Genomic DNA, 25123 nt, shown 5'->3' with positions numbered 1-25123 from the left:
TAATAATTGTTTATTTTCTATATATACTAATAGTAGCTTTAGCTGCATTCTCCCATGAATACAAATTCTTCAGATGCTTAATCCTGTATTGTATCTTCTCATTATTAATATTACTATCAATATAGCGCATAAGTAATTCGCATAGAGAAGACGGATCATTATTTTTGAAGAAAAAATCATGATCCAACGAATTGTCCTGATCACCATGAATCGTTTCTACAAAAGAAGGTAAGTCCGAACAGATTATATTTTTTTCAAAATAAATAGATAACAACAGAACGCCACTTTGTGATATTTCTCTATAAGGAAGGACTAAAACGTCACTATTATTTATCTCTTCATAAAGTTCATCATTAGACAAAAAGTAAGATTTCCAATGAATAAGGGAGTTAGAATCTTTACCTTTAAGTTCCTGTAAATAGCTTTCACCGACACCACCAACTATTCTAGTTTCAATCTTTTCACTATATTCAGCAGGCAATAAGTTAACTGCATCAACTAAAATATCAGTTCCTTTATAATAGGTTTGCAAACCAAACTGTAATATAACATATTTATTTTTTTGCAAAAATTCTTTCTTGGAGATCCTAATCTTAGGAATAAAAACTCCATGATGAACAATACTGATAATATCAGGAACAAAATCAAATTCTTTGATTACTTCCATTTTAGATGACTCCGTATGAACAATGATGTTATCTATATTCCTGCAAGTATCACGAAACCTCTTCTTATATTTTTGTTTTCCGCTATCGCTCATACTTTTCACACCATGAGGATAAATATTGTGTATCGTTAAAATAACCTTCGTTTGAGGTGATAGTACATGTAGCAAATAAAGAATATATTTTTCTATACCAACTACTTCAACAAAAGGTAACCATTGGAAATGAATAGTATCAATTTTCTTAAAAGCAACATGTAAAAGCAAGTAAATGTAATTAATCCCTCCCTCCAATGCCTTTATTAATCTCTTTACAATAAATTCAGTTTGACTGAATTTATTAGGGATTAGTCTAATTAAACCATGACCAGGAATCAAAAGTTGTATTGATGATTTTTCATTCGACAATTCTTTTTCTAATGCTTGGTATAAAGCCTTGTCATAATTATCGACCTTTCCCGACAAATCAACTAACAAATATTTCATATTTATTTAAACCATAGGCGATCGCCTAACTTATATTTCATATTATCTTTTCGCCGTCCAATAATCTTAGAAGGTACCCCGCTATAACCAAAGGAGGAACATCTCTTGTTACAACCATGCCACATGCAACAACTGCGCCTCTTCCTATTGTTACACTTGGCAAAATTGTTATTCTTGAAGCAATCCATACATAATCTTCGATAGTAACGTTACTCGCGACAGGAGTTTAATCAGAACTATTATAATCATTTCACGCCGGTCAAACCCAAGAATATTTACTATATCAACATTATCACTGATTGTAAAATCGCTCGTCCATCAAGTACACGTTATTTGTAAATATTGCAATTTCTATCAATTGTAATACGTTGCAGACTTCAAATGTCTACATTCCTGAATATAAAACTTAGCATGTCGGATTTCTTCATAAAACATTTGCAACATAGTCGTTTCAGCATATGACACGGTGTCCATATTTTTATTTCAATAAAGAAATGTATTAAGCTACTAATAAAATCTCTCATTTATCGATTACTTTTGCATCTGTCTATTTATAAATTCAATTATTTTTTTTGCTCTAAATTCAATCCGTAATGATTTAGCCTTTTCTTTAGATCCTTCTGCTAACTTTTGTCTTAAATCAGAATTATCCATTAATTGTTTAATAGCAGAAGCGATATCATCGACACTTTCTGGGTTTACTAGTAAAGCATTAGAACTATCTAATATATCATCATTAAATGGTAAGTTTGAAGATATAATAGGAAGTCCACATGCAATGGCCTCTACTATAGCATTAGAGCAGCCTTCATTCAAAGTAGGTAAACAAAACACATCAGCAGCACTGAGATAAGAAGGGATATCATCATGTTCTAATGCTCCAATATGAACTATTCCATTACAATGAGGTGTCGCATCGTCTCCTGGTACTGGCTTTCCTATAAAAATAACTTTTATCCTTTTATCACCAATCTTATCAATTGCAGCAGCAAGTCTAGAAGCCCCCTTACGATGGATAAAACCACCGGTAAAAACAATTAAAAAATCATCATCAAAAACTCCAAGTGAATTCCTATTAAGAGGATTTATATCAGAAAAAAGAGAAGAATTTACAGAGTTAGGAAGAACAACAATATCCTCAGCTTTTGACAACCCATATTCTATACACTTCCTTTTATTAAGACTTGATACACTTATGACGCCTGTTACCGCATTGGAAAGCCTTTTCTTTTCTGCAAAAGATAACGAATTGACAAGATCCTCCAATGCTGTATCTCCTTCACCACAAGCAACAAACAATGGTGTACCATTCTTATAGCAATACTTTCTAATATCAAAAGCATTTTGCCAAAAATGGCCATAAATAGCATCGGGCTTTAAATTATGTTTTGTGATTACTCTCAAGATGACTTTATATCTTAACCATTCTAATATGTTTTGTATCCATCTTGGAGCATTTCCAAGGGTTAAATATTTCGGACGATAAATATGATAACTTCGATTACCAATTTTCTTTTCAGAATCCACTGCTAGCAGAGGGTCTCCTTTTAGTAAATGGCGTGTTATACTTTGAGGAGCGATAACAGATATATCAACCCCTTGATTAACCATTTCATTTACCAACTGCTCAACAAAAACATATTTTGGATGAGATGGAGCAGGATAATCAGTTGATACAATACAAATATTCATTACTATACAAATAAATTATACTTCATTCCATGCAGGAACATTTCTTTTAACAATTTCTGCTGGTGTCCCAGCAATAACAACATTTGACTCAGTGAACGAGCGATTTACAGTTGCATTAGCTCCTATACTTACATTGTCAGCAATAGTTATATCACCAAACAATATTGCCCCTGGGTACACATTATTCCCAATTATGGGAGCACCGTTTTTGCCTCTACTTGCCCCTATGTTGACGCATGAATGAATTCTACAGTTACGTCCAATCTTAGCTTTACTTGAAATAATAATAGAACCATAATGAGCGATGGACAATCCTGGACCACAAACATTAATAGGTATAGAAAAACCTAGATGCAATTGAATTTTTCTTAATTTTAATCGATGATAAAAAAGAAATGCCCTCCCCATAATTCCTCTATTAGAACAATTGGACAGATATTCAACAATTCGTAATTCTCTTAAGAATTCCGAAATATAATCAGGTGCTAAGAAACTAAGAATTCTTTCTCGTAATGACACTTTTGCACTTTTATTACAGGCCAATCTATCACTTTCATGATAATAACGCAGATCAGTAATATTTTTTATCATAAAACACTATTTCTTAATATTATTAATACCATTACGAGTTGAAATAATAGCCCCCCATAATAACCATACCAATAGGTTTCCATCTGCTAAAGAACTATTATGAGTCATTGTATTAATACTATATGCCAAGTAGGCCCCAGCAAATACTAGAGATAGAATATTATTCGCAGATAACTTTTGGATTAGTATTTTTAATACAATTATCATTTGTTCTACAAACAAAGTGATAAGGAACAAACCACCGAATATACCACCATAAATGAAAGCGTTGAGAAAAAAATTATGAGGCATTTTAATGTGAGTGTTAGTATAATAAAAAATACCGCCTACTGGAGTTGATTGAATAAAATCCCAGGCTTCAGACCAAATATGACTTCGAGCATCCTCTTTGATACTGAAACTCGATTCACTATATCTAAATCCATCATCCAAAATACTGTCATAAAATAATGGGCTACCAAATACAATTATTAATATTGTAGCTATAAAAAAAAATATCCATTTGACTTTGTTTTTCTCTTCAGAACTACCGACTAACTTAACAATCATTAATATCGAAACAAAGCCTGCAGCAAACAAAGCAGTTCGTTCTTGTACAACGAACACTGAAACAAGGAAAAACATTAACAATATTATATTCCAGAACTTTAAACGAGCGCTCTTATTATAAAATATTAAAGCACACGAAACTGCAAGTACATATCCATTTAATACGGAGCCAACAATGCCCGGAACCGCAAGCCCTGCTAGAGTATCCATCTCACGGAGTTCAGCTCTCTCTAAAAGTTCATCAGCAGCTGTAATATTTAAAGTATCAAGTATGATATATGAAAGTGGCCGCTGCCACATTTGAATTAAAGTAACGACAGCATCAACGAAAAAAATAGAAAGCAAAGATAACAAAACAAACCTTGCCCCCCTATATTTTGAAATTATCATTCGAGTTGACTGATATCCTACAAATGCAACCAAGTAATAACTTAATAAATTTCTAAGAGCTATATCAAAACCTCCTGTAGAGAAACAAGCGACAAGATAAAAGAACACAAATCCAAAATACAGTTTTGCATATTTATCAAAAAAAAGATAACCCTCCTTTATGCAAACGACTATCATAACAACAGACATTATTTGTCTGGGGGTAACAGGGCCAATATATAAAGACCCATAAAGAATTGATGATATTAAAAATATCAAGTATAATAAGTAATAAAATAATATTTTCATATATTCTAGCAATCTCCTGTTTATTAACAAACAGTTATATAGTGATCTTGAATCAACAACTTATTTTTTAAGGTGAGTAAGCGACAATATAGCGAGCCCAGGTCCTTTCTTAAGAATTAAAGCCAGAAGAAAATAAAAGAATGACGCAAAAGTTATTGCTATAAACATTTCTAACACCCACCAAAAACCATCAAAATCTGGTATATACATAAAAACACCAACTGTAATAAATGAAACAAAGAGAGAAATTCCAAAAGAATAGAAGATTTGTCTCAACTCAACATGGGTAAGTTTCTTAATAGTGTAAAACAAATAAGGAAATACACATATCACAGCAAGAAGAATAGAAATGCCAGCACCAATAAGACCATACCAATAAGTGAGAGGATAAAGAAGCCCTATCATCACTAACATTTTGATTGTATAAAATCTGAATTCCTGTTTTGTAAAGCCATAAGCTCTCAATAATGGATTAAATGAAAACAACAAAGTTTGAAAAACATATGATACAAATATTATTTTAAACGGTTCAACCATTTCCACCCAAGTACTGCCCAATACAAGAAGAACAATAGGCTTTGCATAAAGCACAACCACAATACACATCATGGAAAGAAGATACATGACAATATTCTGAATTTGACTAAGGACATGGTCGACCCTAGATTTATCGTCTGTTATCTGAGCATAAAGTGGAAAGGCGACATTATCAATCACACCTGTAACGAAAGTTCTTGGATAACCTGCAATTGTTTGAGCACGATTATACAATCCAAGAGATGCTGTACCCAAAACGTTACCGACTATAGCAACATCAATATTAGTAGTAAACCATGACGTGATATTTTTCAACTGCAACCACCCCCCAAATCTATATAGCTCATAAAATTTATCTTTGTCAATAACAAACTTAACTTTATATGGATAAACAAAGAATGAATATATTAGCCTAAACAAATATTCTGATAGTAGTGCAATAATTAATCCCCAATAAGACTTCATGTAGTACACGCTAACTACAACGAGAACAAAACTAAGAATTTTTGGAAAAACTTTAAGATAGAAGTATTTCTTTAATTTGATCTCCTTCTGAAAATATGCTATTGCAGGATTTTGTCCTGCTGAGAATATAACACTTAACATTATAACCATAGATGGAAGCACTCCTTCCTCATTATGGTAATAATAAGTGCATATTGGAAATATCAAAAATTCCAAAACTATTGTTGCTACTATTGATGCTAATAAATTCGCAGACCAAGCCGTATCCAAATAGTCTTTAATATCTCCTTTCTTCTGAACTAAAGCTGGGCCTAATCCCATAGAAAACGCAATTGTTCCAAGGCCAGTAAAAAACACAGCAATAGCATAGACACCAAAATCAGTTGAAGACAATATTCTACTAGTTATTGCCAATTGTACAATACCTAATACTGTAAATATAACATTTTCGGCAGCTGTCCACATTGTTCCAGATAAAAAAACGCTTTTTAAGCTTTTCCCCATTTTACTTTGATATAAGATATGATTTTACATTATAGAGGAATGATATTATTCTCCTTTTTGCATTAATATAACAAGTAGGGATTTGCACCAGCAAACTCTTTGCTGCACAATCTAATCCCTCCCGTAAAAGTATACGCTTAAAAGATTCTCTACCTGTCTTCTGAGCTACAGGATGATGAAATGCATAATTATATTTAGTTATATATTTTTCAGGAATGAACTCAACATTGCATTGCCTTCTTGCAAGATCAATCAAATATTCACCTTTCTCCGACTGAACACTCGCTTGTGATACCCCCCCCCAAGGACTATATTGGAGCATATTTTTTTCTACAGCATGAAAATCACCAAGTGTTAAATCAGATACGAGTCCGAATTCTTGATCACCAAGTTTATATCTACAAGAAGAACATGAAGGTCGCTTCAGATACTGAAAAGCAATCTCATAACTACTTCCTTTAAAAAGTTCTTGATGATGTTTCCCATTTTCAAAATCGGCATAAATATAATATGGTTTCCAACCACTCTCTTTATATCTTACGGAGAAATACTTTATCTGAGAATTATTATTTTCTTTTAATTTACTTGCAAAAAGATTTTGCACCTTAGGAGTCGTAGGTCCATGACACACCAAAGATATAGAATATAAATTATCTGTGTTACGCCCCCAATAATTATACAGAGCTGAAACTTCACATGGCAGACCGATAAATAATATTTTTTTCCTTTTTATATTTCTTATCGTTTGATAGATACCACCCTTCTCAGCTTGAATATACTTAGAAGTCCTAAACTGTTCTAATTCCTCAATAGTTTCTGCTATTGCATATTCCGATTTTGAAAAATCAGAAGAATAACGTACACCAACAACAACACCCTTTTCCAAAATAAATTGCTTACTGATGGCCGTTGCATAGCCTCCAGAAGAACTATATCTCGTTCCATCAATATCTCGCGTTTGCCCGCCAAACGAAGCTTTCAATACAATATCATTTCGATTAGAGGACTTCATTGGGCAGATTTTTATACATTTATTACAATGTACACACCCCTCATCTGTCTCTATATATGGATACAGAAAGCCTTCGTCATCTGGTTGCATTCTAATTAAATTCTTCGGGCAGACACAAGAACATAATTCACAGCCACAGCATTGATTCTTACTTTGATATAAACCGGATGTCAACATATTAAAAAGTTAATGCTGCTTTCAAGAATTTCATTGATCTCTCGCGCTCTGATTGAACCTTTTGGGTAACAAGTGTATAATCGATTGGCTGTTCCTGATAACTATCCCATTCCCTATGCTTATCTGTAATTAATCTATATTTAATCTCCCAAAGAGAAAGGATATCATCGATTCTAGAATGACGCTGTAACTTTACTCCAGTATTCTTCCTATAAAACACATATATCTGCTTTTCATTCATTATAGAAAATGCTGTACCATGGAAAGAATCTGTAAACACACATTCTGCCCCCCTTATCCAATTAACGAAACTGTCTGGAGACTCACCTGTCATTAGAAAATCTGCGTATTCCTGGTCTATTTCTGAATAACTTTCGTTACTAACTACTGATACAAGTTTGAGGCCCTTCAAATTAGCATATCTACGAGCACATTTCTTTGACTCTTCATCATTTCCTAAGAAATAGCAGAAAATATACTTATCTTCAAATTTCTTTTCAACTGGAAAAATCTTTTTCCAATCTTCGCAAGATATTAGATAGGTAGGATCAACAACAACCTCAGCGTGAATATTATTATCACATACTTTTGAAATAATATCTGCTCCTGTTTTTTCTCGTACAGAAAGATAGTCTATCCTGCTCCAAGCTTTACGAGATGTTCTCCAATAGCTCTTTGGATATTCTGAAACACCAAGACTAGTTGCATAAGATATTGTTCGAACGCTCTTGGGCACAAAACGGAATGAAGAATCAACTCCAAATGAGAATCCAGGATGCCATTTCTGGTCACTACCAATAAGAACAGCATCATATTCAGAACCTAGTTTACAGAGATTTGAAAAACCTGAAACTTCCTTTATATTATGTAATCTTCGATGTATGAATTCTACATAAGAAGTTTTTCTTTTCGCAATGTTATTTTGAAAAGTTGCATCATTAAATTTTGTGCGTGCTGCCTTTTTCTTCTTTTCTTGATAAGCATCAATCAAAAAACGAAACAAGCCCAAATCAAGCGGATAATGTTTGTTAAAACGATCTGCAGTATAATCGATTATCTCTGTTTCACACCCTAAAGACTCAACAATATATTGAGTTGCAAATGCCTGAAGCATAGTGCCATAATTTGGATTTTTATAAGCTATTAATAATCCAACTCTTTTCATTGTTTAAAATTTGACTATTATTAATTTGCTCCGTCAGGCAGAATCGAACTGCAAGCTTGTGCTCCACCTGTGCTGACGAATAACCTTATATTTTAAATGTGATAAACTCCCTCAAGTGGACAAATATTGAAGCAATCCAATATCACCTTACCCTTGAGCCTATCCCAGTTGTGCTTGATGTGATCGTGCTTAACCATCAATACTACCATATCAACATCCTTCAGGAACTCATCGAAATCAGAGAACTGATTCTCTGCAATCTTGTGGTTCTCGAGAAAAGGATCGTAGCACTTCAATGGACGAGCTAAGTGGCGCTGCTGAATATCGAGTAATTGAAGGGCTGGAGACTCACGGAAGTCATCAACATTCTCCTTATAGGTCAACCCATAAAGGCCTACTTTACGGTTATCGGTGATATTGTTCTCCTTCATGATCTCATAAATGCGCTCAAGAACGAATGTTGGCTGGCTATCGTTAGTCTTCATCGACTCATCGATTACCTTAGCGAGCTGTGGATAGTCTCCAACGAGGAACCATGGGTCGACAGAAATACAATGCCCACCTACACCAGGTCCTGGCTGAAGAATATTTACACGTGGGTGCATGTTGCAGATGCGGATAATCTCGTATACGTTCATATTGTCGTGACGACAGATACGTGCAAGCTCGTTAGCGAAAGCGATGTTAACTGCACGAAAGGTGTTTTCAACCACCTTGGTCATCTCCGCAGTACGAATATCGGTTACTACAATATCACCCTGACAGAAGCTTGCATAGTACTCTTTTACCTTCTCACCAATCTCACGCGAGTCAGCACCAATAGTGCGGTTGTTGTGAAGAAGCTCATAAATCATGTTGCCTGGGATAATACGCTCAGGAGCGTGCACAAGGTTTATGTCCTCACCAATCTTGAAGCCGTTCTCCTCGATGACAGGACGTACGAACTTGTCGATGGTTCCTGGACTGACAGTTGACTCGATAACTACGGTTGCTCCCTTAGGACAAACCTTCATCACTTCCTTGACAGCTGCTACTACATAGCATGCGTCAACCTTCTTTGAAAACTTGTCGTATGGTGTAGGAACGGACACGACATATATGTCTGTCTTCTGGTACTCTGTAGTGAACTTGATGCCAGCTTTGAGGGCATTATGAAAGAGTTCGTCGATACCATCCTCTTTGAAGGTGGTGTGACCTGCATTGAGGGTATTAACGAGCTGCTCGTTGTAGTCAGTACCGATGACCTCAACTCCGTGAGAGGCCATCATAAGGGCGGTCGGAAGACCGATGTAACCCAATCCAATTACATTAATCATGAGTTTGATTTTTAATGAGTTATTTTTTGTTGTTATTTTCTGTTGTTGGGATGAAATTGACATCGTAACGTTCTGTCTCTTTGTCAGCAAGGATGTCTGCAATGCGACAGCAAGCCTGTCCATCACCGTAAGGGTTAACTGCTTTGCTCATAGCATCATATGCTGCTGCATCGTCAAGGAGGACGCTTACCTCATTCATAATCTTATCATAATCTGTTCCCACAAGATGAACAGTACCAGATGCAAGTGCTTCAGGACGCTCTGTGGTATCACGCATTACGAGTACTGGCTTTCCAAGTCCTGGAGCCTCCTCTTGGATTCCACCAGAATCGGTCAAGACAATAGTAGCTCTACTCATAAGGTGTACAAACTCGAGATACTGAAGTGGCTCAATAAAGAAAAAGTTAGGACGAGTAAGATCTTCACCAAACACTTCGTGGATAGGCTTGCGCACGTTAGGATTGAGGTGCATAGGATATACGAAGTCAACCTCAAGATATTTTTCTGAAAGATCCTTCATTGTAGTTACCATACGAATGAAGCCGTCACCAAAGTTCTCGCGACGGTGACCAGTGATGAGGACAAGCTTCTTGCCGTTAGCAAGACGTGTTACATCGTAACCTGCCTGTACAAGTACGTTGTCTTGCTCCTTAGCGAGCGCATCATCGGTCTTAAGTTTATTAACTACCATATAAAGGGCATCAATAACGGTATTACCGGTCACATAGATGTTGCCATGAGCTTTCTCCTCCAACAGGTTCCTCTCAGAAAGTGGAGTTGGAGAAAAGTTATAGGTAGCAATACGTCCTGTAATCTGACGGTTCATCTCCTCTGGCCATGGAGAGTAAATATTATGAGTGCGAAGACCTGCCTCCACGTGACCTACAGGAATCTGGGAATAGAACGCTGCAAGGGCACCTGCCATTGAGGTAGTGGTGTCACCATGAACGAGTACAACATCTGGACGACACTCTTTGAACACATCACGAAGACCGGTGAGGACACGTGCAGTCACATCAGTAAGATCCTGACCTTGCTTCATGATGTTGAGGTCGTAATCAGGCTTCACATCAAAGATTTTGAGAACTTGATCAAGCATTTCACGATGCTGACCGGTAACACATACGATAGTTTCGAACTCATCGTTGCGCTTCTGGAACTCTTTTACCAATGGGCACATCTTGATTGCCTCTGGCCGGGTTCCGAAAACTAGCATAACTTTCTTTGCCATAATTTGACTGTTATTATTTTATTTTTTATTCTTTTGTAAGCAGCCTAACCACAGAATTATCACTAGAAGAAAAGTTGCAAAATACAGTAGCAGTAACTAAATATTTTGAGAAAGAGGAAAGGAAAGGCTAAAGACGAAGGTCTAAAGGGGATATTCGCAGGTGCCATAGTAATTGGTACTTCGACTAACTTAGCATAAACTACTCTTCACACTTATAGTACTTCGAGTACCATTGAGCGAAAGCCCTTAAGCCCTTACGTAGTGAGATTGATGGCTTGAAGCCAAAATCTTGTTCCAATGAAGTTGTGTCAGCATAGGTGACAGAAACATCACCTGGCTGCATTGGCACTAATTCTTTGTGTGTCTCAAAATCGTAATCATCAGGAAGTACCTTGGCTGCTATGAGCTCTTCTTGAAGAATGGTCACGAAATCAAGGAGATTCTCAGGTGAGTTGTTACCAATATTATATACCTTGTATGGTGGGATTGGAAGTCCGTCCTCGCCATTTTTCTTCTCAGGAGCATGCTGCATGATACAGACAATACCCTCTACAATATCATCAACATAGGTGAAGTCGCGTTTACAGTTGCCGTAATTGAATATTTGGATGGTCTTACCCTCACGAAGTTTGTTGGTAAAGCCAAAATATGCCATATCTGGACGACCGCAGGGACCGTAAACGGTGAAGAATCGCAGACCTGTGCTTGGTATGTTATAGAGCTTGCTATAAGCATGAGCCATTAACTCATTGCTCTTTTTAGTAGCAGCATAGAGTGATACAGGATTGTCCACCTTATCATCGGTACTATAAGGCACTTTCTTATTGCTTCCATACACACTACTGGAAGAAGCATATACTAAATGCTCCACGCTATGATGACGACAGGACTCTAAGATGTTATAAAATCCAATAAGGTTACTTTCAATATAAGCATCAGGGTTAGTGATGCTATAACGTACACCAGCTTGTGCAGCAAGATTCACGACTACCTGAGGATGGTAGTTAGTGAAAATAGACTCAACAATTTCCTTTTTAGCAATACTGTCTTTTATGAAAACAAATCTGTCACCGTAAGCAGACAATTCTTGTAAGCGTTCATACTTTAAACGTACGTCATAGTATTCGGTAATACTATCAATACCGATGACTTTCACGCTATCAAACTCATTTAGCAAACGTTTCACCAAATTGGCTCCGATAAAACCGGCTGCACCAGTCACCAAAACCACTTTGTTCTCTAAACTAACATTGTATGTTACCATAAAGTTAATCTCTTTGGAAAATGTCACGAGTATATACCTTCTCTTTCACATCATCCAGACAAGAATCGTAGCGGTTGGCGATGATGGCCTGACTTATTTCCTTGAATTTGATTAAGTTATTGACCACTTGGCTACCAAAGAATGTTTCACCATCTTGCATAGTAGGCTCGAAAATCACAATAGTAGCACCCTTCGCCTTGATACGCTTCATAATCCCTTGAATGGCACTCTGACGGAAGTTGTCAGAATTGGACTTCATGGTCAAACGATATACACCAATGGTTATTTTTTGCTCTTTCTGGGCATCCCATGAGCAGGAGGCAGTATAATAACCAGCTTTACGCAACACTTGATCTGCTATGAAATCTTTTCTTGTACGGTTACTTTCGACAATAGCAGTCATCATGTTCTGAGGAACATCCTGATAATTAGCCAAGAGTTGTTTCGTGTCTTTAGGCAAACAATAACCGCCATAACCAAAGGATGGATTATTATAATGTGTACCAATACGAGGATCAAGACCAACACCCTGTATTATCGACTGAGAATCCAGACCTTTCATCTCTGCATAAGTATCAAGTTCATTAAAATAACTGACACGCAATGCAAGATAGGTATTAGCAAACAGCTTAACAGCCTCTGCCTCCTTGATACCCATAAAAAGCGTAGGAATATCTTCCTTGATTGCACCTTCCTGAAGCAATGCGGCAAAAGTATGCGCAGCCTTCTCTAAGACAGGAATATTCGCAATGACCTTTATTGCTTCATTTTCCTCGTCGAACTGCTCGCTATCAATCAACTTTGGATAACCAACAATGATACGACTTGGATAAAGGTTATCATAAAGGGCCATGCTCTCACGAAGAAACTCAGGAGAAAAAAGCAAGTTAAGCTTCCTGACTCCCTTTCGGGCATACTTCAAATAAAGTCCACGACAATATCCTACTGGAATAGTAGACTTAATTACCATCACAGCATCAGGATTGACACTTAAAACCAAGTCAATGACATCCTCTATATGATGAGTATCAAAATAGTTTTTCACCGGATCATAGTTAGTAGGAGCCGCTATAACCACAAAATCAGCATCACTGTAGGCCTCGGCGCCGTCAAGCGTAGCCGTTAGATTCAATGACTTTTCAGACAAATATTTCTCTATATACTCATCCTGAATAGGCGATTGTTTACGATTAAGCATATCTACTTTCTCAGGAATCACATCGACTGCCGTCACCTGATGATGTTGCGACAAAAGCGTTGCTATGCTAAGACCAACATAGCCGGTACCTGCAACAGCAATCTTCAATTCTTTTGTATCCATTGTTGATTTATGTTAGTGTTCAGAATTATTCTAGTTATCTATCCAAGACCTCAAACTTCGGCGAGTTCTTGGATTTAAATTCAGGTACCACTCTCTTCATTAGTTTCACTGTGTCCATGATCTTTACCGTACGGGATAACTTCTCAAACTCTCCATAAGTTTCAAGGATATCAGTGTATTCATAATGACGTACCTTCGCTATCATTATCTTCTTATTCTCGGTAGGAATCGTATTCTCTTTATCGCTCAGGACTTCTTCATAAAGCTTCTCACCCGGACGCAATCCCGTAAACTTGATCTCAATATCTTCACCGGGACGATAACCGGCAAGTTCGATCATACGGGTAGCCAGATCGACAATCTTCACAGCCTTTCCCATCTCAAAGACAAAAATCTCATTGCCTTCACCCATCGTAGCAGCTTCCATTACCAGGCGACAAGCTTCGGGGATAGTCATAAAGAAACGAATGATATCGGGGTGAGTCACTGTGACAGGACCGCCATTCTCAATCTGTTCTTTAAAGCGGGGAATTACAGAACCGTTACTACCCAAGACGTTACCAAAGCGGGTAGTGATAAATTTGGTATGGCCTTTTACTTTTCCCTCACGGATAGCACATCCCAGACTCTGTACATAGATTTCGGCCAATCGTTTCGAGCATCCCATGACATTGGTAGGATTCACCGCCTTATCGGTAGAAACCATGATCATCTTCTCAGCTCCATATTCAACTGCCATATCAGCAACCTGACGAGAGCCGACAACGTTGACCAGCACAGCTTCACAGGGATTCTCTTCCATTAATGGAACATGCTTATAGGCAGCGGCATGAAAGATTATCTGAGGCTGATAAGTTTCGAATACCATACGGAGACGTTCTTTCACGCGGACATCTCCAATGACAGGAACAAAATCAAGACCGGGATAATTCTTCTCAAATTCCAGACGGACATTATGCAAAGGTGACTCAGCGGAATCAAACATGATCAGCTTCTTGATGCTCATCTGAGCCAGTTGCCGGCAAAGTTCGCTGCCAATACTACCGGCAGCTCCGGTCACCAACACAACCTTGCCACAAAACTCAGTCATCACCTCCTCCATATTGATATGAATTTCTGAACGACCCAGCAAGTCTTCAATTTTGATAGGGCGTACCCATTGGTGGAAACTTCCGTTTTCGTCAGCCTCACTGATACTCGGAGCAATCAACGTTTTCAATCCACTCCTTTTACAATACTGAAGCAGGCGGTCTTCCTCTTCACGGGTATTCTCGTAACGGGCAAACAGGATGCCGCCGATACATTTCTTATGAATAAGCTTGTTAAAGCACTCTTCATCTTTAAACGAATAAACGGGAAGATCAGCCACACGCCGGATGGAGTCGCCTGTTCCGTAGATACAGAAGCCTACCACTTTATAGTGAGAGCTGTTCATTAGCCGAACTTTCAATGCCACACTCTTATCATCAATACCATAGATCAGAATATGCATATTCTTCTTATTCAGCATATTCAGCAGGAGTTCATAAACCAGAATCAACTGAATACGGAAGCCTACCATGGCAATAAAAGTCAGCATACCATCAAACAGTACAAAGACTATTTTCTGACTATTATGCAGTCCCGTCTGAGGCAGGAAAAGCCAGATAGCCATTGCGATACAGACAGCCTTTATCAGTGCACTTCCGGCAATTCTCCATAATTCCTTCAACTGGGAAAAACGGATCGTATTACGGTAGGTATGGAATAAAAAGGAACCTAAGACACTGGAGATCACCGAAATCGCTAAAATATGGAAAAGAGAAGTGATTTCTTTGGAAGTCTCCGTTATATAATGAATGCCGATAAATGACACCCAGGTACAAATCAAAGCTATGAACGTATCAATTCCTAATACAATCCAATAACTAAAATAGTTTTTCTGCAAATATTGAACAAAACGGTCAAATGCGTGTTTCATAATTTAAATACCCCAATAAATTATAAAGTCTTTTTTCAAAAAAAGTAGATTTACTATGACAATAGTTTATCGTAGATTGTGTGTAACTGAATTTTCAATGGTGAAGGCAATTGGTTTTTCAGAATCATTTGCGAACGCCTCAGAACAGTTTTCTTCTTTGCCTCATCCTCTGAATTGGCATACATAGACACACTATATCCCATCAGAAGAGACAGACACAAAGCAGCTTCCTGCTCAGCAGTCTTACCGTGACAAGGATACAGATCATTGATCTGTTCATGGATTTCGTTGTTCAGTCGTGCAAGATCATCAACATACACACCCGCCATATAATTACTTTTATGGAGCAGAGCATGAACTGTATTTTGAAGTTTATCGATTTTTTCTTGTAAACAGGAAGTCGTCATTACCCACTTAGTTTTTTTCACCTATAGGCTCAACATAGCCAATCGGCATGTCTACGCAGGCGCAACCAAGCATGTTCAGTCGAACAGCAATCTTACTTTTACCATCTACATTGACAAGCTCACCCACAAGCCCCTGCAGAGGTCCTTTAATTACTTGAACTTTCTCACCACGTGCCAAAGGAGAGCTATTCATACAGACTGTTTCATCCGAATAATCAAGCATGAAACGAAAACGTGCCATCTGGTCGTCAGGAATAACAGCAGGACTGCTTTCGCCGCGCATCACCATATAGCGGCTCACAGTAGTAAAGTTCAGGACTTCCATACGTTCTTTCGGATCAGCGTGTACAAAAACCATCATCGGAAGAAGAACGGATTCAACTAATTTACGGCGGTCACTCCATTGATGGATTTCCTTCTGAACAGGTACAAAATTCTCAATCCCCACCTTGTTCAAATACTCGGAAACCTTCTTTTCATGATGCATACGAACTAATGCAACATACCAGCGTTTTGAGTGTGCTACGCCTTCCCCTGTCCCATAAATAGGCCCAGCATTTAGTGATTTCTCTTTTGTTAAAATCATACTTTTTTACCCCATGTTTTTCCGTTACTTCTTAGGTAACGGAAAAGTACACTTCATAATAAATCGGGAGGAAAAAGTCGAAAAGTACCGACTAATGAGGGTTGAGAGCATCTTGGCTTTAGAGAAAGTAGAGATTCTTAGGAAAATTGGGCATATAAATTCCTAAGCATGAAAATAGGCCTTTTTCATGTTCAGATACATTTTTTTTCAAATTCAGGGTTAAATCGAAAAAAAGTAGGTTTTTATTTGTTTAATACATGTGTTTTTGTCTATCTTTGCGTCAAATTTAAATCCGTTACCTAAGAAGTAACACACCAGCATCAGTGCTGATTATCAAATTTTTAACCATTCAAATTCGACCTAAAGGGCAAGTCTTCACGTAATGCAAATTCTTACGATTTACCTCTGTACGCTCTTTCAACTCAAACCCCTTCAGATAAATTTGTGTCGTCTTTATAGACTTATGCCCTAAAGATTCACTGATCATTTCAATTGGAACTCCACGGAACTTGGCAGTAGTTGCCCAAGAATGGCGAATCGTGTAAGAAGTTACCGGAGAGGTCAAGTGCAAAGCCCTCGCCAAACTTTTCAAATGATTATTAAACCGGCGAAGTGCAGACTGATATTCACGATAAGCACGTTCATCCTTACGTTTCTTATCACCGGAAAGGATACTGAAAAGGTAATCGGGGCAACCCGGACGCGATGACTGGGAATTGCGAAGCTGATTCATCATTTCCTTAGCTGTATCCAAAACTTCCACACTCATTGGAGTTCTGGTTTTAATTCGATTATATCGGAGCACATTACAATCTAAAGCCGACTTTTCCAAATGAGCCAAATCGGCAAAAGACATCCCACAGAATTGAAACATCAAAGCAGCAATCGATTGTGTGCGCCGCAAACAATCCGTCTTGGGATCTTCGTAAAGAAGCCGTCGGAGTTCACTCACCGGAAGAGCCCTTTTCTGACGGATATCCACTCCTGTATACACATCACGGAACAGACCATGTACATAGGGCGCACTACCCAACTCTACCCCACGGTTATAGATACTGCGAAGCATACGCATATACGTTGATACCGTATTCGGTTTTAAGCCCGAATCATACAGATGTTCCCCGTAACGACGCAATCGGTCACGAGTGACTTGCCTGAAAGATACACTGGCATTACCACAAAATTTATTAAAAGAGAAAAGAGCATTTTGATAGACATGTGCCGTAGAAAAACGACCTTCTTTTCGTAAAAGGCCGATGTATAGTTCCCCACATCGGCTAAATCCATTTTTATTCATTATTTGCATCACTAGTTATTTTATATACAATTATAGGGCGAAAATTTGGAATTTCCATCTTAATGCCATTTATTAATTTTATTTAAATCAAAAGAAATGACAACGACAAAAAAATGCCTGAAAAATGCAACTGGCACACAAAAGAAGAGAAGTCTTGAAACTGATTATCAGGATGATGACGAAATTATTGACATCGATGAGGTCAGAAAAAGAAATGGCATCACAGGCGAAAAAAAACACTATTTCATTGCCTGTCTTCGCACTTATTACGAAGATGACGAGTTTAATTCCTACGTAAAATCTTTAACAGGACTAGCCAAGTACATTGCAGACTGGAGAATCTTTTACGTAAACACACATCATGGATATAGATTAATGAAATTCAGGAGTATACTCAGCGAAATTAGCAGTTTAAGCAAAGGAATCGGAATAATTTCGAAGCACGAAAAAGAAGAGAAAGAACAATACAAATCAAAGTATCACAGTAGAAAATAGCAAGAATAATTGGAGCGAAAAAATACAACTTATACTTTTGCCCCCGTTTTTTAGATAAAGAAATGAACGAACTATCCGGCAGAAATTATAGTGTCACTATAACAGCAAGATAGTGTCACTATCCCGACAGGATAGTGTAACTATCATCGCACGATAGTGTAAGCATCCTACAGATAGTTCCGCCTTTTCTTTAAATATAACTATTTTACTAACAAATTTATAATGTAATGACAAAAGAAAAACGGCTGATAGCCACTAACAAAACAGAAGAAGAAAGAGATCGATTAACAGAAGTATGGAAAAAACGTATCGTATCAGAGAAAGGTTATTCGGAAACGATCGCAGAACGAATAGCCGAAAAAGTGAAATCACTGGCAGACTACATGCAATATGGCCATGCCATCATCGCATATTACAGACAGAACGGTAGTTTTCAGTTAGTTACAGGCACTCTCATTTCTTATTCCAAAGACTTTCACCACTCTTATGACATGAAGCAGGTACACAGTACCTTCATATTCTGGTGCATGGAAGAGAAAGGATGGAGAACCTTTCAGATTGAGAATTTTCTCGATTGGAAACCAATTGTATAAACTTAAAAACAAACAATAAGACTGATATGAGCACAACTTATTTAAGCGTAGACTATTTCCCGCTTACCGTAAACTTTTTCGACAGAGATGCCATTGAACTGGCTGAAGCCAAATATGGCATCAGAGTGGATGGAGCTGTATGCAAACTTCTATGTAAAATATTCAAAGAAGGATATTACATCCCATGGGGTGAGGAACAATCGTTGATTTTTGCCCGCAAGCTGGGAGGAGAACTGAAAGGAAAAGAGATAGACGGAATCATTCAAATTTTGCTTGACAAAGGATTCTTTGACAAAGAAAGCTATGAGAAGTTTCAGATATTGACTTCCCTTGAAATTCAGCACATCTGGATAGATGCTACCTGCCGCAGGAAAAGAAAGTTAGAAGATTTGCCCTACCTGTTGGTCAATGACACCCAAAAACAGGAAAAGGAAAATAATACAAAGGATGCAAACAATTCGTCAGTACAAGGTGAATTGAAACTGGAAAATGAGAACATTTCACCCGAAATTGCTGACATTTCCGGACAAAGTAAAGGAGAGAAAAGAAAAGCAGAAGAGGAAGAAGACAATACGGCTTCGCCTTCGCTCGAAATCCCCGGTTATGCCTACAACAAGAGTACGCACAACGTCAAAGGACTTCTGGACAGCCTGGCACAACATGGAGTAACAAACAAGAAAGAAATTACAGCTATTCTCAAGCTGTCGGATTACGGAAAGAAGGGGACGCAGATATGGATCACGCTGTCTACCACCAAGTGGGGAAAGATTGATAATCCGGGAAGGTATATCATTTCAACGTTGAGGACATAGAGATAAAATAAGGCACGGATTACACGAATTAACACGGTTTTTAGTTATTCAATTCCTGAAACCGTGAAATCTGTGTAATCCGTGCCTAAAAAAAATTACCACTTATAGTTAATACCGAAGCTCAGCAATTCCTTCAGCTGGAAGAAGCTGCCATTTTCAACGGTTGGTTTTGAACTGTCGTCAAAACGGGCGTGTACGTAAAGTTTAGTAGAAAGATAGCGGTTCAAAACAAAGTTGAATGTATTCTCCCACTCCACACGCACCCATTCGTAATTGGTCAGATAGTTCAGACGGGATTCCAGCGAAACAGCCGAAATGATTTTCCAGTTGAACGTTGACTGCAACTGAGAACCGAAGTCGTTTTTAGAGCATTTGCCTTTCTCCAGACCGAACTTGGTTTCATCTACTTCCGAATTGTCGATATATCGCAAGTTATAAGTCAGCGGACCGATGAAAACAGAAAGATTGAATTTCTGCTTATTCAATTTGTAGTCCATACCGATACTGACTGCCAAATCCGCCGGAGACAGGAATGCGGAAACAAGTTCTTCGCTATTGGCTTTGTAACCGTGACAGAACTGAGTCTTAAACTCGGAAGAAATAGTATAGTACCAGTTCTTTAACGCTCTTAATCCTAACTTATTGTACAGACGGAACTGGTCGGTATTAATCAGGTAATCATGGAATTTATCCGACGGTGTGGATGTCATACCCAGTTTAGCCTCCAACTGATTTTCGAAAAGGACTTTCTCATTATCATTGTAGTTGGCATAAAGCTGCAAGGTAGCCAGACCGGCAAAGTTACTTTCTCCTCCCTTGTACCAGTTCTCAGAAAGGTGGTTCTGGCTGATTTGCAAAGAACCGTTACCTCCGGTAACCCACCAGTTAGGACGGCTGATTTTCATTTTTGCCTTGCCCACATCGTTGCTCATTTCTTCCGGCTGGAAAAGATGGACAACAGATGCCTTCGGAGAAATCTTCGGTTTCACATCCCTACGAAAGACATCACGGCTCATGATACGGTTTTCCGTGGTGACAACCAGTTCCGGATGATTGAGATAAAGAGCCATCAGTGCTTTATTGACCGATTGATTGGCACGCTCGGACTTCGTATATGCCAAAGTATCATAAGGGAGGAGTTCCGCTGTCAACTTTTTCAAGTTGTCGGGCAAAGAGTCAAACTGTACCGGTTTCCAATCCACCTTTGAATACTGCGCCATCGGAGCATAATAATAGGCTAACGGAGTAAACAGACGAAAATAGTCAGGATCGGACGGAATATAACGTTCCGGTACAGACGGGTCATTCAGGTAGTCCAACTGACCGATATACTTATTATATAAGATTGATACAGTGTCCAATTTAGGAGTTTCTCCGGACAGATTCAATTTAAGCATTAAATACTTCTGAAGTTCTGACGAAAGCGTGTCTGCCTTCACAATTTTCGCTTTTGCCACTACGGTAGAAGGTTGAGTGGCGGTCTGTGCTGAAAGCGATAAAGATAAAGTCGAGGTAAAAACTACGAATGATAATAACTCTCTTCTCATAATATTCCTAATTTGGTGCAAATCTACATTATTTTGTTTAGAAAACATAGGAATCTTTCAAAATTGCATTTTTTAATAAAATTGTAGAGGGGAAAGTCTGCATTCTTCCCCTTTTTTTTATAATTTTGCGCTTTTTAAGTTCGTAAGAAACTACTAAGTAAAAATAATTAAAACAGTTATAGCTGTGGGAGAAACAAAGTATATTTTCGTCACCGGTGGTGTTGCCTCTTCTTTAGGAAAAGGGATCATCTCATCCTCCATCGGTAAATTGCTGCAAGCAAGAGGTTACAATGTAACCATCCAGAAGTTTGACCCGTATATCAACATCGACCCGGGAACATTGAATCCTTATGAGCATGGAGAATGCTATGTGACCGTAGACGGCCATGAAGCCGATCTTGACCTGGGACACTACGAACGTTTCCTGGGTATTCAGACTACAAAGGCTAACAACATCACTACGGGACGTATCTACAAAAGTGTTATTGACAAAGAACGTCGCGGAGACTATCTGGGTAAGACGATTCAGGTGATTCCTCATATCACGGATGAAATCAAACGGAACGTAAAATTGCTCGGTAACAAATACAAGTTCGATTTTGTAATTACCGAAATCGGTGGTACGGTAGGTGATATCGAATCACTCCCCTACCTCGAAAGTATCCGCCAGTTGAAATGGGAGTTGGGTAAGAACGCTCTTTGCGTACACCTGACATATGTGCCTTATCTTGCCGCTGCCGGAGAGCTGAAAACCAAACCGACACAGCATTCTGTCAAGGAACTCCAGAGCGTAGGTATTCAGCCGGACGTATTGGTGCTTCGTGCCGAACACCCGCTGAGCGACGGACTCCGCAAAAAAGTAGCTCAATTCTGTAATGTGGATGACAAGGCTGTCGTGCAGTCTATCGACGCAGAAACAATTTATGAAGTACCTCTCCTGATGCAGGCACAGGGACTGGACAGCACAATCCTTGAAAAGATGGGGCTGCCCGTAGGAGAAACTCCGGGACTAGGTCCGTGGCGTAAATTCCTGGAACGCCGTCATGCTGCTGAAACGAAAGAACCCATCAACATCGCATTGGTAGGTAAATATGACTTGCAGGATGCTTACAAGTCAATCCGTGAAGCATTGTCACAGGCAGGTACTTACAACGACCGCAAAGTGGAGGTTCACTTTGTGAACAGCGAAAAACTGACAGATGAGAACGTAGCCGAAGCCTTGAAAGGCATGGCAGGCGTGATGATCGGTCCGGGATTCGGTCAGCGTGGTATCGACGGTAAGTTCGTTGCCATCAAATATACACGTACACATGATATACCGACCTTCGGTATCTGTCTGGGTATGCAATGTATCGCTATCGAATTTGCCCGCAACGTATTGGGATATGCCGATGCCGACTCACGCGAAATGGATGAAAAGACTCCGCACAACGTGATCGACATCATGGAGGAACAGAAAGCGATCACCAATATGGGAGGTACGATGCGTCTGGGCGCTTACGAATGTGTGCTTCAGAAAGGATCGAAAGCATACCTTGCTTATGGTGAAGAACATATTCAAGAACGTCACCGCCATCGCTATGAGTTCAACAATGACTATAAGGCTCAATACGAAGCTGCCGGTATGAAATGCGTGGGTATCAACCCCGAATCGGATCTGGTGGAAATCGTTGAGATCCCGGCATTGAAGTGGTTTATCGGCACTCAGTTCCATCCGGAATACAGCAGTACGGTATTGAACCCGCATCCGTTGTTTGTGGCTTTCGTGAAGGCAGCCATCGAGAACGAGAAGAATTGACAATTGACAGTTGACAATTGACAATTTATTATTCAAAAATTTATAATTCATAATTAATAGGAATGGATAAAAACACCATTACAGGTCTCGTTTTAATAGGTATATTATTGGTAGGATTCAGTTATCTGAGCCGTCCAAGCGAGGAGCAGATAGCTGCGCAGAAGAAATACTACGATTCTATTGCCGTGGTGCAACAGCAGCAGGAAGCGCTGAAAGCAAAAACAGAAGCCGCACTCGCCAATGAAAACAAAGGTGCAGCGGCGGCAGCAGATTCTTCTGCCCTGTTTTTCAACGCGATGCATGGAACTGATTCCAAAGTAAGCATCCAGAACAGCGTAGCGGAAATCACTTTCACTACGAAAGGCGGACGGGTATATTCGGCTATGCTGAAAGAATACAAAGGACAGGACAAGACAAACCCTGTCGTACTGTTCGACGGTGATGATGCTACCATGAGTTTCAACTTCTACAACAAGCAAGGAGCCATCCAGACAAAGGACTATTACTTCGAAGCTGTCAATAAGACAGACAGCAGCGTAACTATGCGTCTGGCTGCGGACAACGCCAGCTACATCGATTTTATCTATACGCTGAAACCGAACAGCTACCTGATGAACTTTGAAATCAAAGCAACAGGCATGGAAGGCAAACTGGCCAGTACGGAGTATGTAGACATCGACTGGACACAGCGTGCACGCCAGCTGGAAAAGGGATTCACTTACGAAAACCGCCTCTCAGAGCTGACTTATAAGGTAAAAGGTGACAATGTAGATAATCTGTCGGCTGCCAAGGATGACGAAAAGGATCTGGGCAATACAGCGATAGACTGGGTAGCATTCAAAAACCAGTTCTTCTCTTCTGTATTCATTGCAGACCAGGACTTCAACAAGGTTTCTGTGAAGTCAAGAATGGAACAACAAGGAAGCGGATATATCAAGGATTATTCTGCAGAAATGAGTACCTTCTTCGATCCGAGCGGAAAACAACCGACAGAAATGTACTTCTACTTTGGCCCGAACCACTTCAAGACCTTGAAGGCACTGGACAAAGGACGTACAGAGAAATGGGAACTTAACAGACTGGTATATCTGGGCTGGCCGTTAATCCGCTGGATCAACCAGTTTATCACGATCAACGTATTCGACTGGCTGTCGGGCTGGGGCTTGAGCATGGGTATCGTACTGTTGATTCTGACAATTATGGTGAAGGTGGTAGTTTACCCTGCTACCTGGAAAACATACATGTCTTCTGCCAAGATGCGTGTATTGAAACCGAAAATCGACGAGATCAACAAGAAGTATCCGAAGCAGGAAGATGCGATGAAGAAACAGCAGGAGGTGATGAGCCTTTACAGCCAGTATGGCGTGAGCCCGATGGGCGGTTGTCTGCCAATGTTATTGCAGTTCCCGATCTTGATGGCATTGTTCATGTTCGTACCGAGCGCTATCGAGTTACGTCAGCAGAGCTTCTTGTGGGCGGACGACTTGTCCACTTACGACGCGTTCATCACATTCCCGTTCCATATCCCGTTCCTGGGCAACCATCTCAGCTTGTTCTGCTTGCTGATGACGGTAACCAACATCCTGAACACAAAGTATACAATGACGATGCAGGATACAGGAGCACAACCGCAAATGGCTGCGATGAAATGGATGATGTATCTGATGCCGATTATGTTCCTGTTCGTACTGAACGACTATCCTTCGGGATTGAACTATTATTATTTCGTGTCAACACTGATTAGTGTAGGAACCATGATTTTGTTGCGTAAAACTACAGACGAAACAAAATTACTGGCTATTCTGGAAGCTAAGAAAAAAGACCCGAAACAAATGAAAAAGACCGGATTTGCTGCACGCCTGGAAGCTATGCAAAAGCAACAGGAACAGTTACAGCAGCAAAAACAGAATAAACGATAAGAAATTATCCGAAGATATATTCTGAGAAAGCCGGGCAACCGAAAGGGGTTTGTCCGG

At 39.1% G+C, this 25123-nt stretch carries 21 protein-coding genes; 5 read left to right on the top strand and 16 right to left on the bottom strand.

The window, feature by feature from the left end; all coding sequences use genetic code 11:
- Nucleotides 1-10 precede the first annotated feature (10 nt).
- From BT_RS02995 to BT_RS02920, 15 genes are all read right to left on the bottom strand, one after another.
- Complete coding sequence (locus BT_RS02995) at nucleotides 11-1150, bottom strand: glycosyltransferase family 4 protein (RefSeq protein ID WP_011107353.1); 1140 nt, start codon at nucleotides 1148-1150, stop codon at nucleotides 11-13.
- A 531-nt stretch (nucleotides 1151-1681) separates the two neighbouring features.
- Nucleotides 1682-2842 carry a glycosyltransferase family 4 protein gene (locus tag BT_RS02985; RefSeq protein ID WP_070750708.1) on the bottom strand — a complete coding sequence of 387 codons (1161 nt, stop codon included), beginning with the start codon at nucleotides 2840-2842 and terminating at the stop codon, nucleotides 1682-1684.
- A gap of 15 nt (nucleotides 2843-2857) precedes the next feature.
- The gene (locus BT_RS02980; RefSeq protein ID WP_011107351.1) at nucleotides 2858-3433 is read right to left on the bottom strand and encodes a serine O-acetyltransferase; all 576 of its coding nucleotides are present in this window, start codon (nucleotides 3431-3433) and stop codon (nucleotides 2858-2860) included.
- 6 nt (nucleotides 3434-3439) lie between these two features.
- Nucleotides 3440-4660, bottom strand: coding sequence for an O-antigen ligase family protein (locus BT_RS02975; protein WP_011107350.1), 1221 nt, complete (start codon nucleotides 4658-4660; stop codon nucleotides 3440-3442).
- Between the two features lie 60 nt (nucleotides 4661-4720).
- Complete coding sequence (locus tag BT_RS02970) at nucleotides 4721-6166, bottom strand: lipopolysaccharide biosynthesis protein (RefSeq protein ID WP_011107349.1); 1446 nt, start codon at nucleotides 6164-6166, stop codon at nucleotides 4721-4723.
- Between the two features lies 1 nt (nucleotide 6167).
- Nucleotides 6168-7178 carry a Coenzyme F420 hydrogenase/dehydrogenase, beta subunit C-terminal domain gene (locus BT_RS02965; protein WP_164927905.1) on the bottom strand — a complete coding sequence of 337 codons (1011 nt, stop codon included), beginning with the start codon at nucleotides 7176-7178 and terminating at the stop codon, nucleotides 6168-6170.
- Nucleotides 7179-7356: 178 nt separating this feature from the next.
- Nucleotides 7357-8520: a polysaccharide pyruvyl transferase family protein gene (locus BT_RS02960; RefSeq protein ID WP_016267353.1), complete on the bottom strand. Its 1164-nt coding sequence runs from the start codon at nucleotides 8518-8520 to the stop codon at nucleotides 7357-7359.
- A 92-nt stretch (nucleotides 8521-8612) separates the two neighbouring features.
- A complete protein-coding gene (locus BT_RS02955) occupies nucleotides 8613-9836 on the bottom strand; it encodes a nucleotide sugar dehydrogenase (protein ID WP_011107346.1) in 1224 nt (407 codons plus the stop codon).
- A gap of 19 nt (nucleotides 9837-9855) precedes the next feature.
- Entirely contained in the window at nucleotides 9856-11067 is a 1212-nt protein-coding gene (gene wecB, locus BT_RS02950; RefSeq protein ID WP_011107345.1) for a non-hydrolyzing UDP-N-acetylglucosamine 2-epimerase, read from the bottom strand.
- 199 nt (nucleotides 11068-11266) lie between these two features.
- A complete protein-coding gene (locus BT_RS02945; protein ID WP_011107344.1) occupies nucleotides 11267-12331 on the bottom strand; it encodes an NAD-dependent epimerase/dehydratase family protein in 1065 nt (354 codons plus the stop codon).
- A 4-nt stretch (nucleotides 12332-12335) separates the two neighbouring features.
- Nucleotides 12336-13652 (bottom strand): nucleotide sugar dehydrogenase, encoded by a 1317-nt coding sequence (locus BT_RS02940; protein ID WP_011107343.1) that lies wholly within the window; start codon nucleotides 13650-13652, stop codon nucleotides 12336-12338.
- Between the two features lie 34 nt (nucleotides 13653-13686).
- Entirely contained in the window at nucleotides 13687-15612 is a 1926-nt protein-coding gene (locus tag BT_RS02935; protein WP_011107342.1) for a polysaccharide biosynthesis protein, read from the bottom strand.
- A 53-nt stretch (nucleotides 15613-15665) separates the two neighbouring features.
- Nucleotides 15666-16019 carry a UpxZ family transcription anti-terminator antagonist gene (locus tag BT_RS02930; protein WP_008765101.1) on the bottom strand — a complete coding sequence of 118 codons (354 nt, stop codon included), beginning with the start codon at nucleotides 16017-16019 and terminating at the stop codon, nucleotides 15666-15668.
- Between the two features lie 7 nt (nucleotides 16020-16026).
- Nucleotides 16027-16605 (bottom strand): UpxY family transcription antiterminator, encoded by a 579-nt coding sequence (locus BT_RS02925; protein ID WP_008765100.1) that lies wholly within the window; start codon nucleotides 16603-16605, stop codon nucleotides 16027-16029.
- Between the two features lie 349 nt (nucleotides 16606-16954).
- Nucleotides 16955-17911: a tyrosine-type DNA invertase cluster 3b gene (locus tag BT_RS02920; RefSeq protein WP_008765099.1), complete on the bottom strand. Its 957-nt coding sequence runs from the start codon at nucleotides 17909-17911 to the stop codon at nucleotides 16955-16957.
- Between the two features lie 87 nt (nucleotides 17912-17998).
- On the opposite strand from BT_RS02920, the gene BT_RS02915 reads away from it, so the two are divergent.
- From BT_RS02915 to BT_RS02905, 3 genes are all read left to right on the top strand, one after another.
- Nucleotides 17999-18397 carry a DUF4119 family protein gene (locus BT_RS02915; RefSeq protein ID WP_011107341.1) on the top strand — a complete coding sequence of 133 codons (399 nt, stop codon included), beginning with the start codon at nucleotides 17999-18001 and terminating at the stop codon, nucleotides 18395-18397.
- Nucleotides 18398-18624: 227 nt separating this feature from the next.
- Nucleotides 18625-18990: an SH3 beta-barrel fold-containing protein gene (locus BT_RS02910; RefSeq protein WP_008765097.1), complete on the top strand. Its 366-nt coding sequence runs from the start codon at nucleotides 18625-18627 to the stop codon at nucleotides 18988-18990.
- A gap of 26 nt (nucleotides 18991-19016) precedes the next feature.
- Complete coding sequence (locus BT_RS02905) at nucleotides 19017-19802, top strand: DUF4373 domain-containing protein (RefSeq protein WP_008763177.1); 786 nt, start codon at nucleotides 19017-19019, stop codon at nucleotides 19800-19802.
- Between the two features lie 95 nt (nucleotides 19803-19897).
- On the opposite strand, the gene BT_RS02900 is transcribed toward BT_RS02905, so the two are convergent.
- Nucleotides 19898-21349, bottom strand: a complete 1452-nt coding sequence (locus BT_RS02900; protein ID WP_011107340.1) for a DUF3078 domain-containing protein — start codon at nucleotides 21347-21349, stop codon at nucleotides 19898-19900.
- A 184-nt stretch (nucleotides 21350-21533) separates the two neighbouring features.
- Here BT_RS02900 and BT_RS02895 point away from each other — a divergent pair, with 184 nt between their 5' ends.
- Together BT_RS02895 and yidC are read left to right on the top strand one after the other, a co-directional pair.
- Nucleotides 21534-23147 (top strand): CTP synthase, encoded by a 1614-nt coding sequence (locus tag BT_RS02895; protein WP_008763175.1) that lies wholly within the window; start codon nucleotides 21534-21536, stop codon nucleotides 23145-23147.
- A 62-nt stretch (nucleotides 23148-23209) separates the two neighbouring features.
- Nucleotides 23210-25066: a membrane protein insertase YidC gene (gene yidC / locus BT_RS02890; RefSeq protein ID WP_008763174.1), complete on the top strand. Its 1857-nt coding sequence runs from the start codon at nucleotides 23210-23212 to the stop codon at nucleotides 25064-25066.
- Nucleotides 25067-25123 lie beyond the last annotated feature (57 nt).

This window comes from Bacteroides thetaiotaomicron VPI-5482 (genome assembly GCF_000011065.1).
In the GTDB taxonomy this organism is placed as follows: Bacteria; Bacteroidota; Bacteroidia; order Bacteroidales; family Bacteroidaceae; genus Bacteroides; species Bacteroides thetaiotaomicron.
This window is presented reverse-complemented; position numbering and strand designations above follow the sequence as displayed.

Coding starts and splice junctions, on each gene's coding strand:
- BT_RS02995 (WP_011107353.1), bottom strand. CDS start 1,150: ATGAAATATTTGTTAGTTGATTTGTCGGGAAAGGTCGATAATTATGAC.
- BT_RS02985 (WP_070750708.1), bottom strand. CDS start 2,842: ATGAATATTTGTATTGTATCAACTGATTATCCTGCTCCATCTCATCCA.
- BT_RS02980 (WP_011107351.1), bottom strand. CDS start 3,433: ATGATAAAAAATATTACTGATCTGCGTTATTATCATGAAAGTGATAGA.
- BT_RS02975 (WP_011107350.1), bottom strand. CDS start 4,660: ATGAAAATATTATTTTATTACTTATTATACTTGATATTTTTAATATCA.
- BT_RS02970 (WP_011107349.1), bottom strand. CDS start 6,166: ATGGGGAAAAGCTTAAAAAGCGTTTTTTTATCTGGAACAATGTGGACA.
- BT_RS02965 (WP_164927905.1), bottom strand. CDS start 7,178: ATGAAGTCCTCTAATCGAAATGATATTGTATTGAAAGCTTCGTTTGGC.
- BT_RS02960 (WP_016267353.1), bottom strand. CDS start 8,520: ATGAAAAGAGTTGGATTATTAATAGCTTATAAAAATCCAAATTATGGC.
- BT_RS02955 (WP_011107346.1), bottom strand. CDS start 9,836: ATGATTAATGTAATTGGATTGGGTTACATCGGTCTTCCGACCGCCCTT.
- wecB (WP_011107345.1), bottom strand. CDS start 11,067: ATGGCAAAGAAAGTTATGCTAGTTTTCGGAACCCGGCCAGAGGCAATC.
- BT_RS02945 (WP_011107344.1), bottom strand. CDS start 12,331: ATGGTAACATACAATGTTAGTTTAGAGAACAAAGTGGTTTTGGTGACT.
- BT_RS02940 (WP_011107343.1), bottom strand. CDS start 13,652: ATGGATACAAAAGAATTGAAGATTGCTGTTGCAGGTACCGGCTATGTT.
- BT_RS02935 (WP_011107342.1), bottom strand. CDS start 15,612: ATGAAACACGCATTTGACCGTTTTGTTCAATATTTGCAGAAAAACTAT.
- BT_RS02930 (WP_008765101.1), bottom strand. CDS start 16,019: ATGACGACTTCCTGTTTACAAGAAAAAATCGATAAACTTCAAAATACA.
- BT_RS02925 (WP_008765100.1), bottom strand. CDS start 16,605: ATGATTTTAACAAAAGAGAAATCACTAAATGCTGGGCCTATTTATGGG.
- BT_RS02920 (WP_008765099.1), bottom strand. CDS start 17,911: ATGCAAATAATGAATAAAAATGGATTTAGCCGATGTGGGGAACTATAC.
- BT_RS02915 (WP_011107341.1), top strand. CDS start 17,999: ATGACAACGACAAAAAAATGCCTGAAAAATGCAACTGGCACACAAAAG.
- BT_RS02910 (WP_008765097.1), top strand. CDS start 18,625: ATGACAAAAGAAAAACGGCTGATAGCCACTAACAAAACAGAAGAAGAA.
- BT_RS02905 (WP_008763177.1), top strand. CDS start 19,017: ATGAGCACAACTTATTTAAGCGTAGACTATTTCCCGCTTACCGTAAAC.
- BT_RS02900 (WP_011107340.1), bottom strand. CDS start 21,349: ATGAGAAGAGAGTTATTATCATTCGTAGTTTTTACCTCGACTTTATCT.
- yidC (WP_008763174.1), top strand. CDS start 23,210: ATGGATAAAAACACCATTACAGGTCTCGTTTTAATAGGTATATTATTG.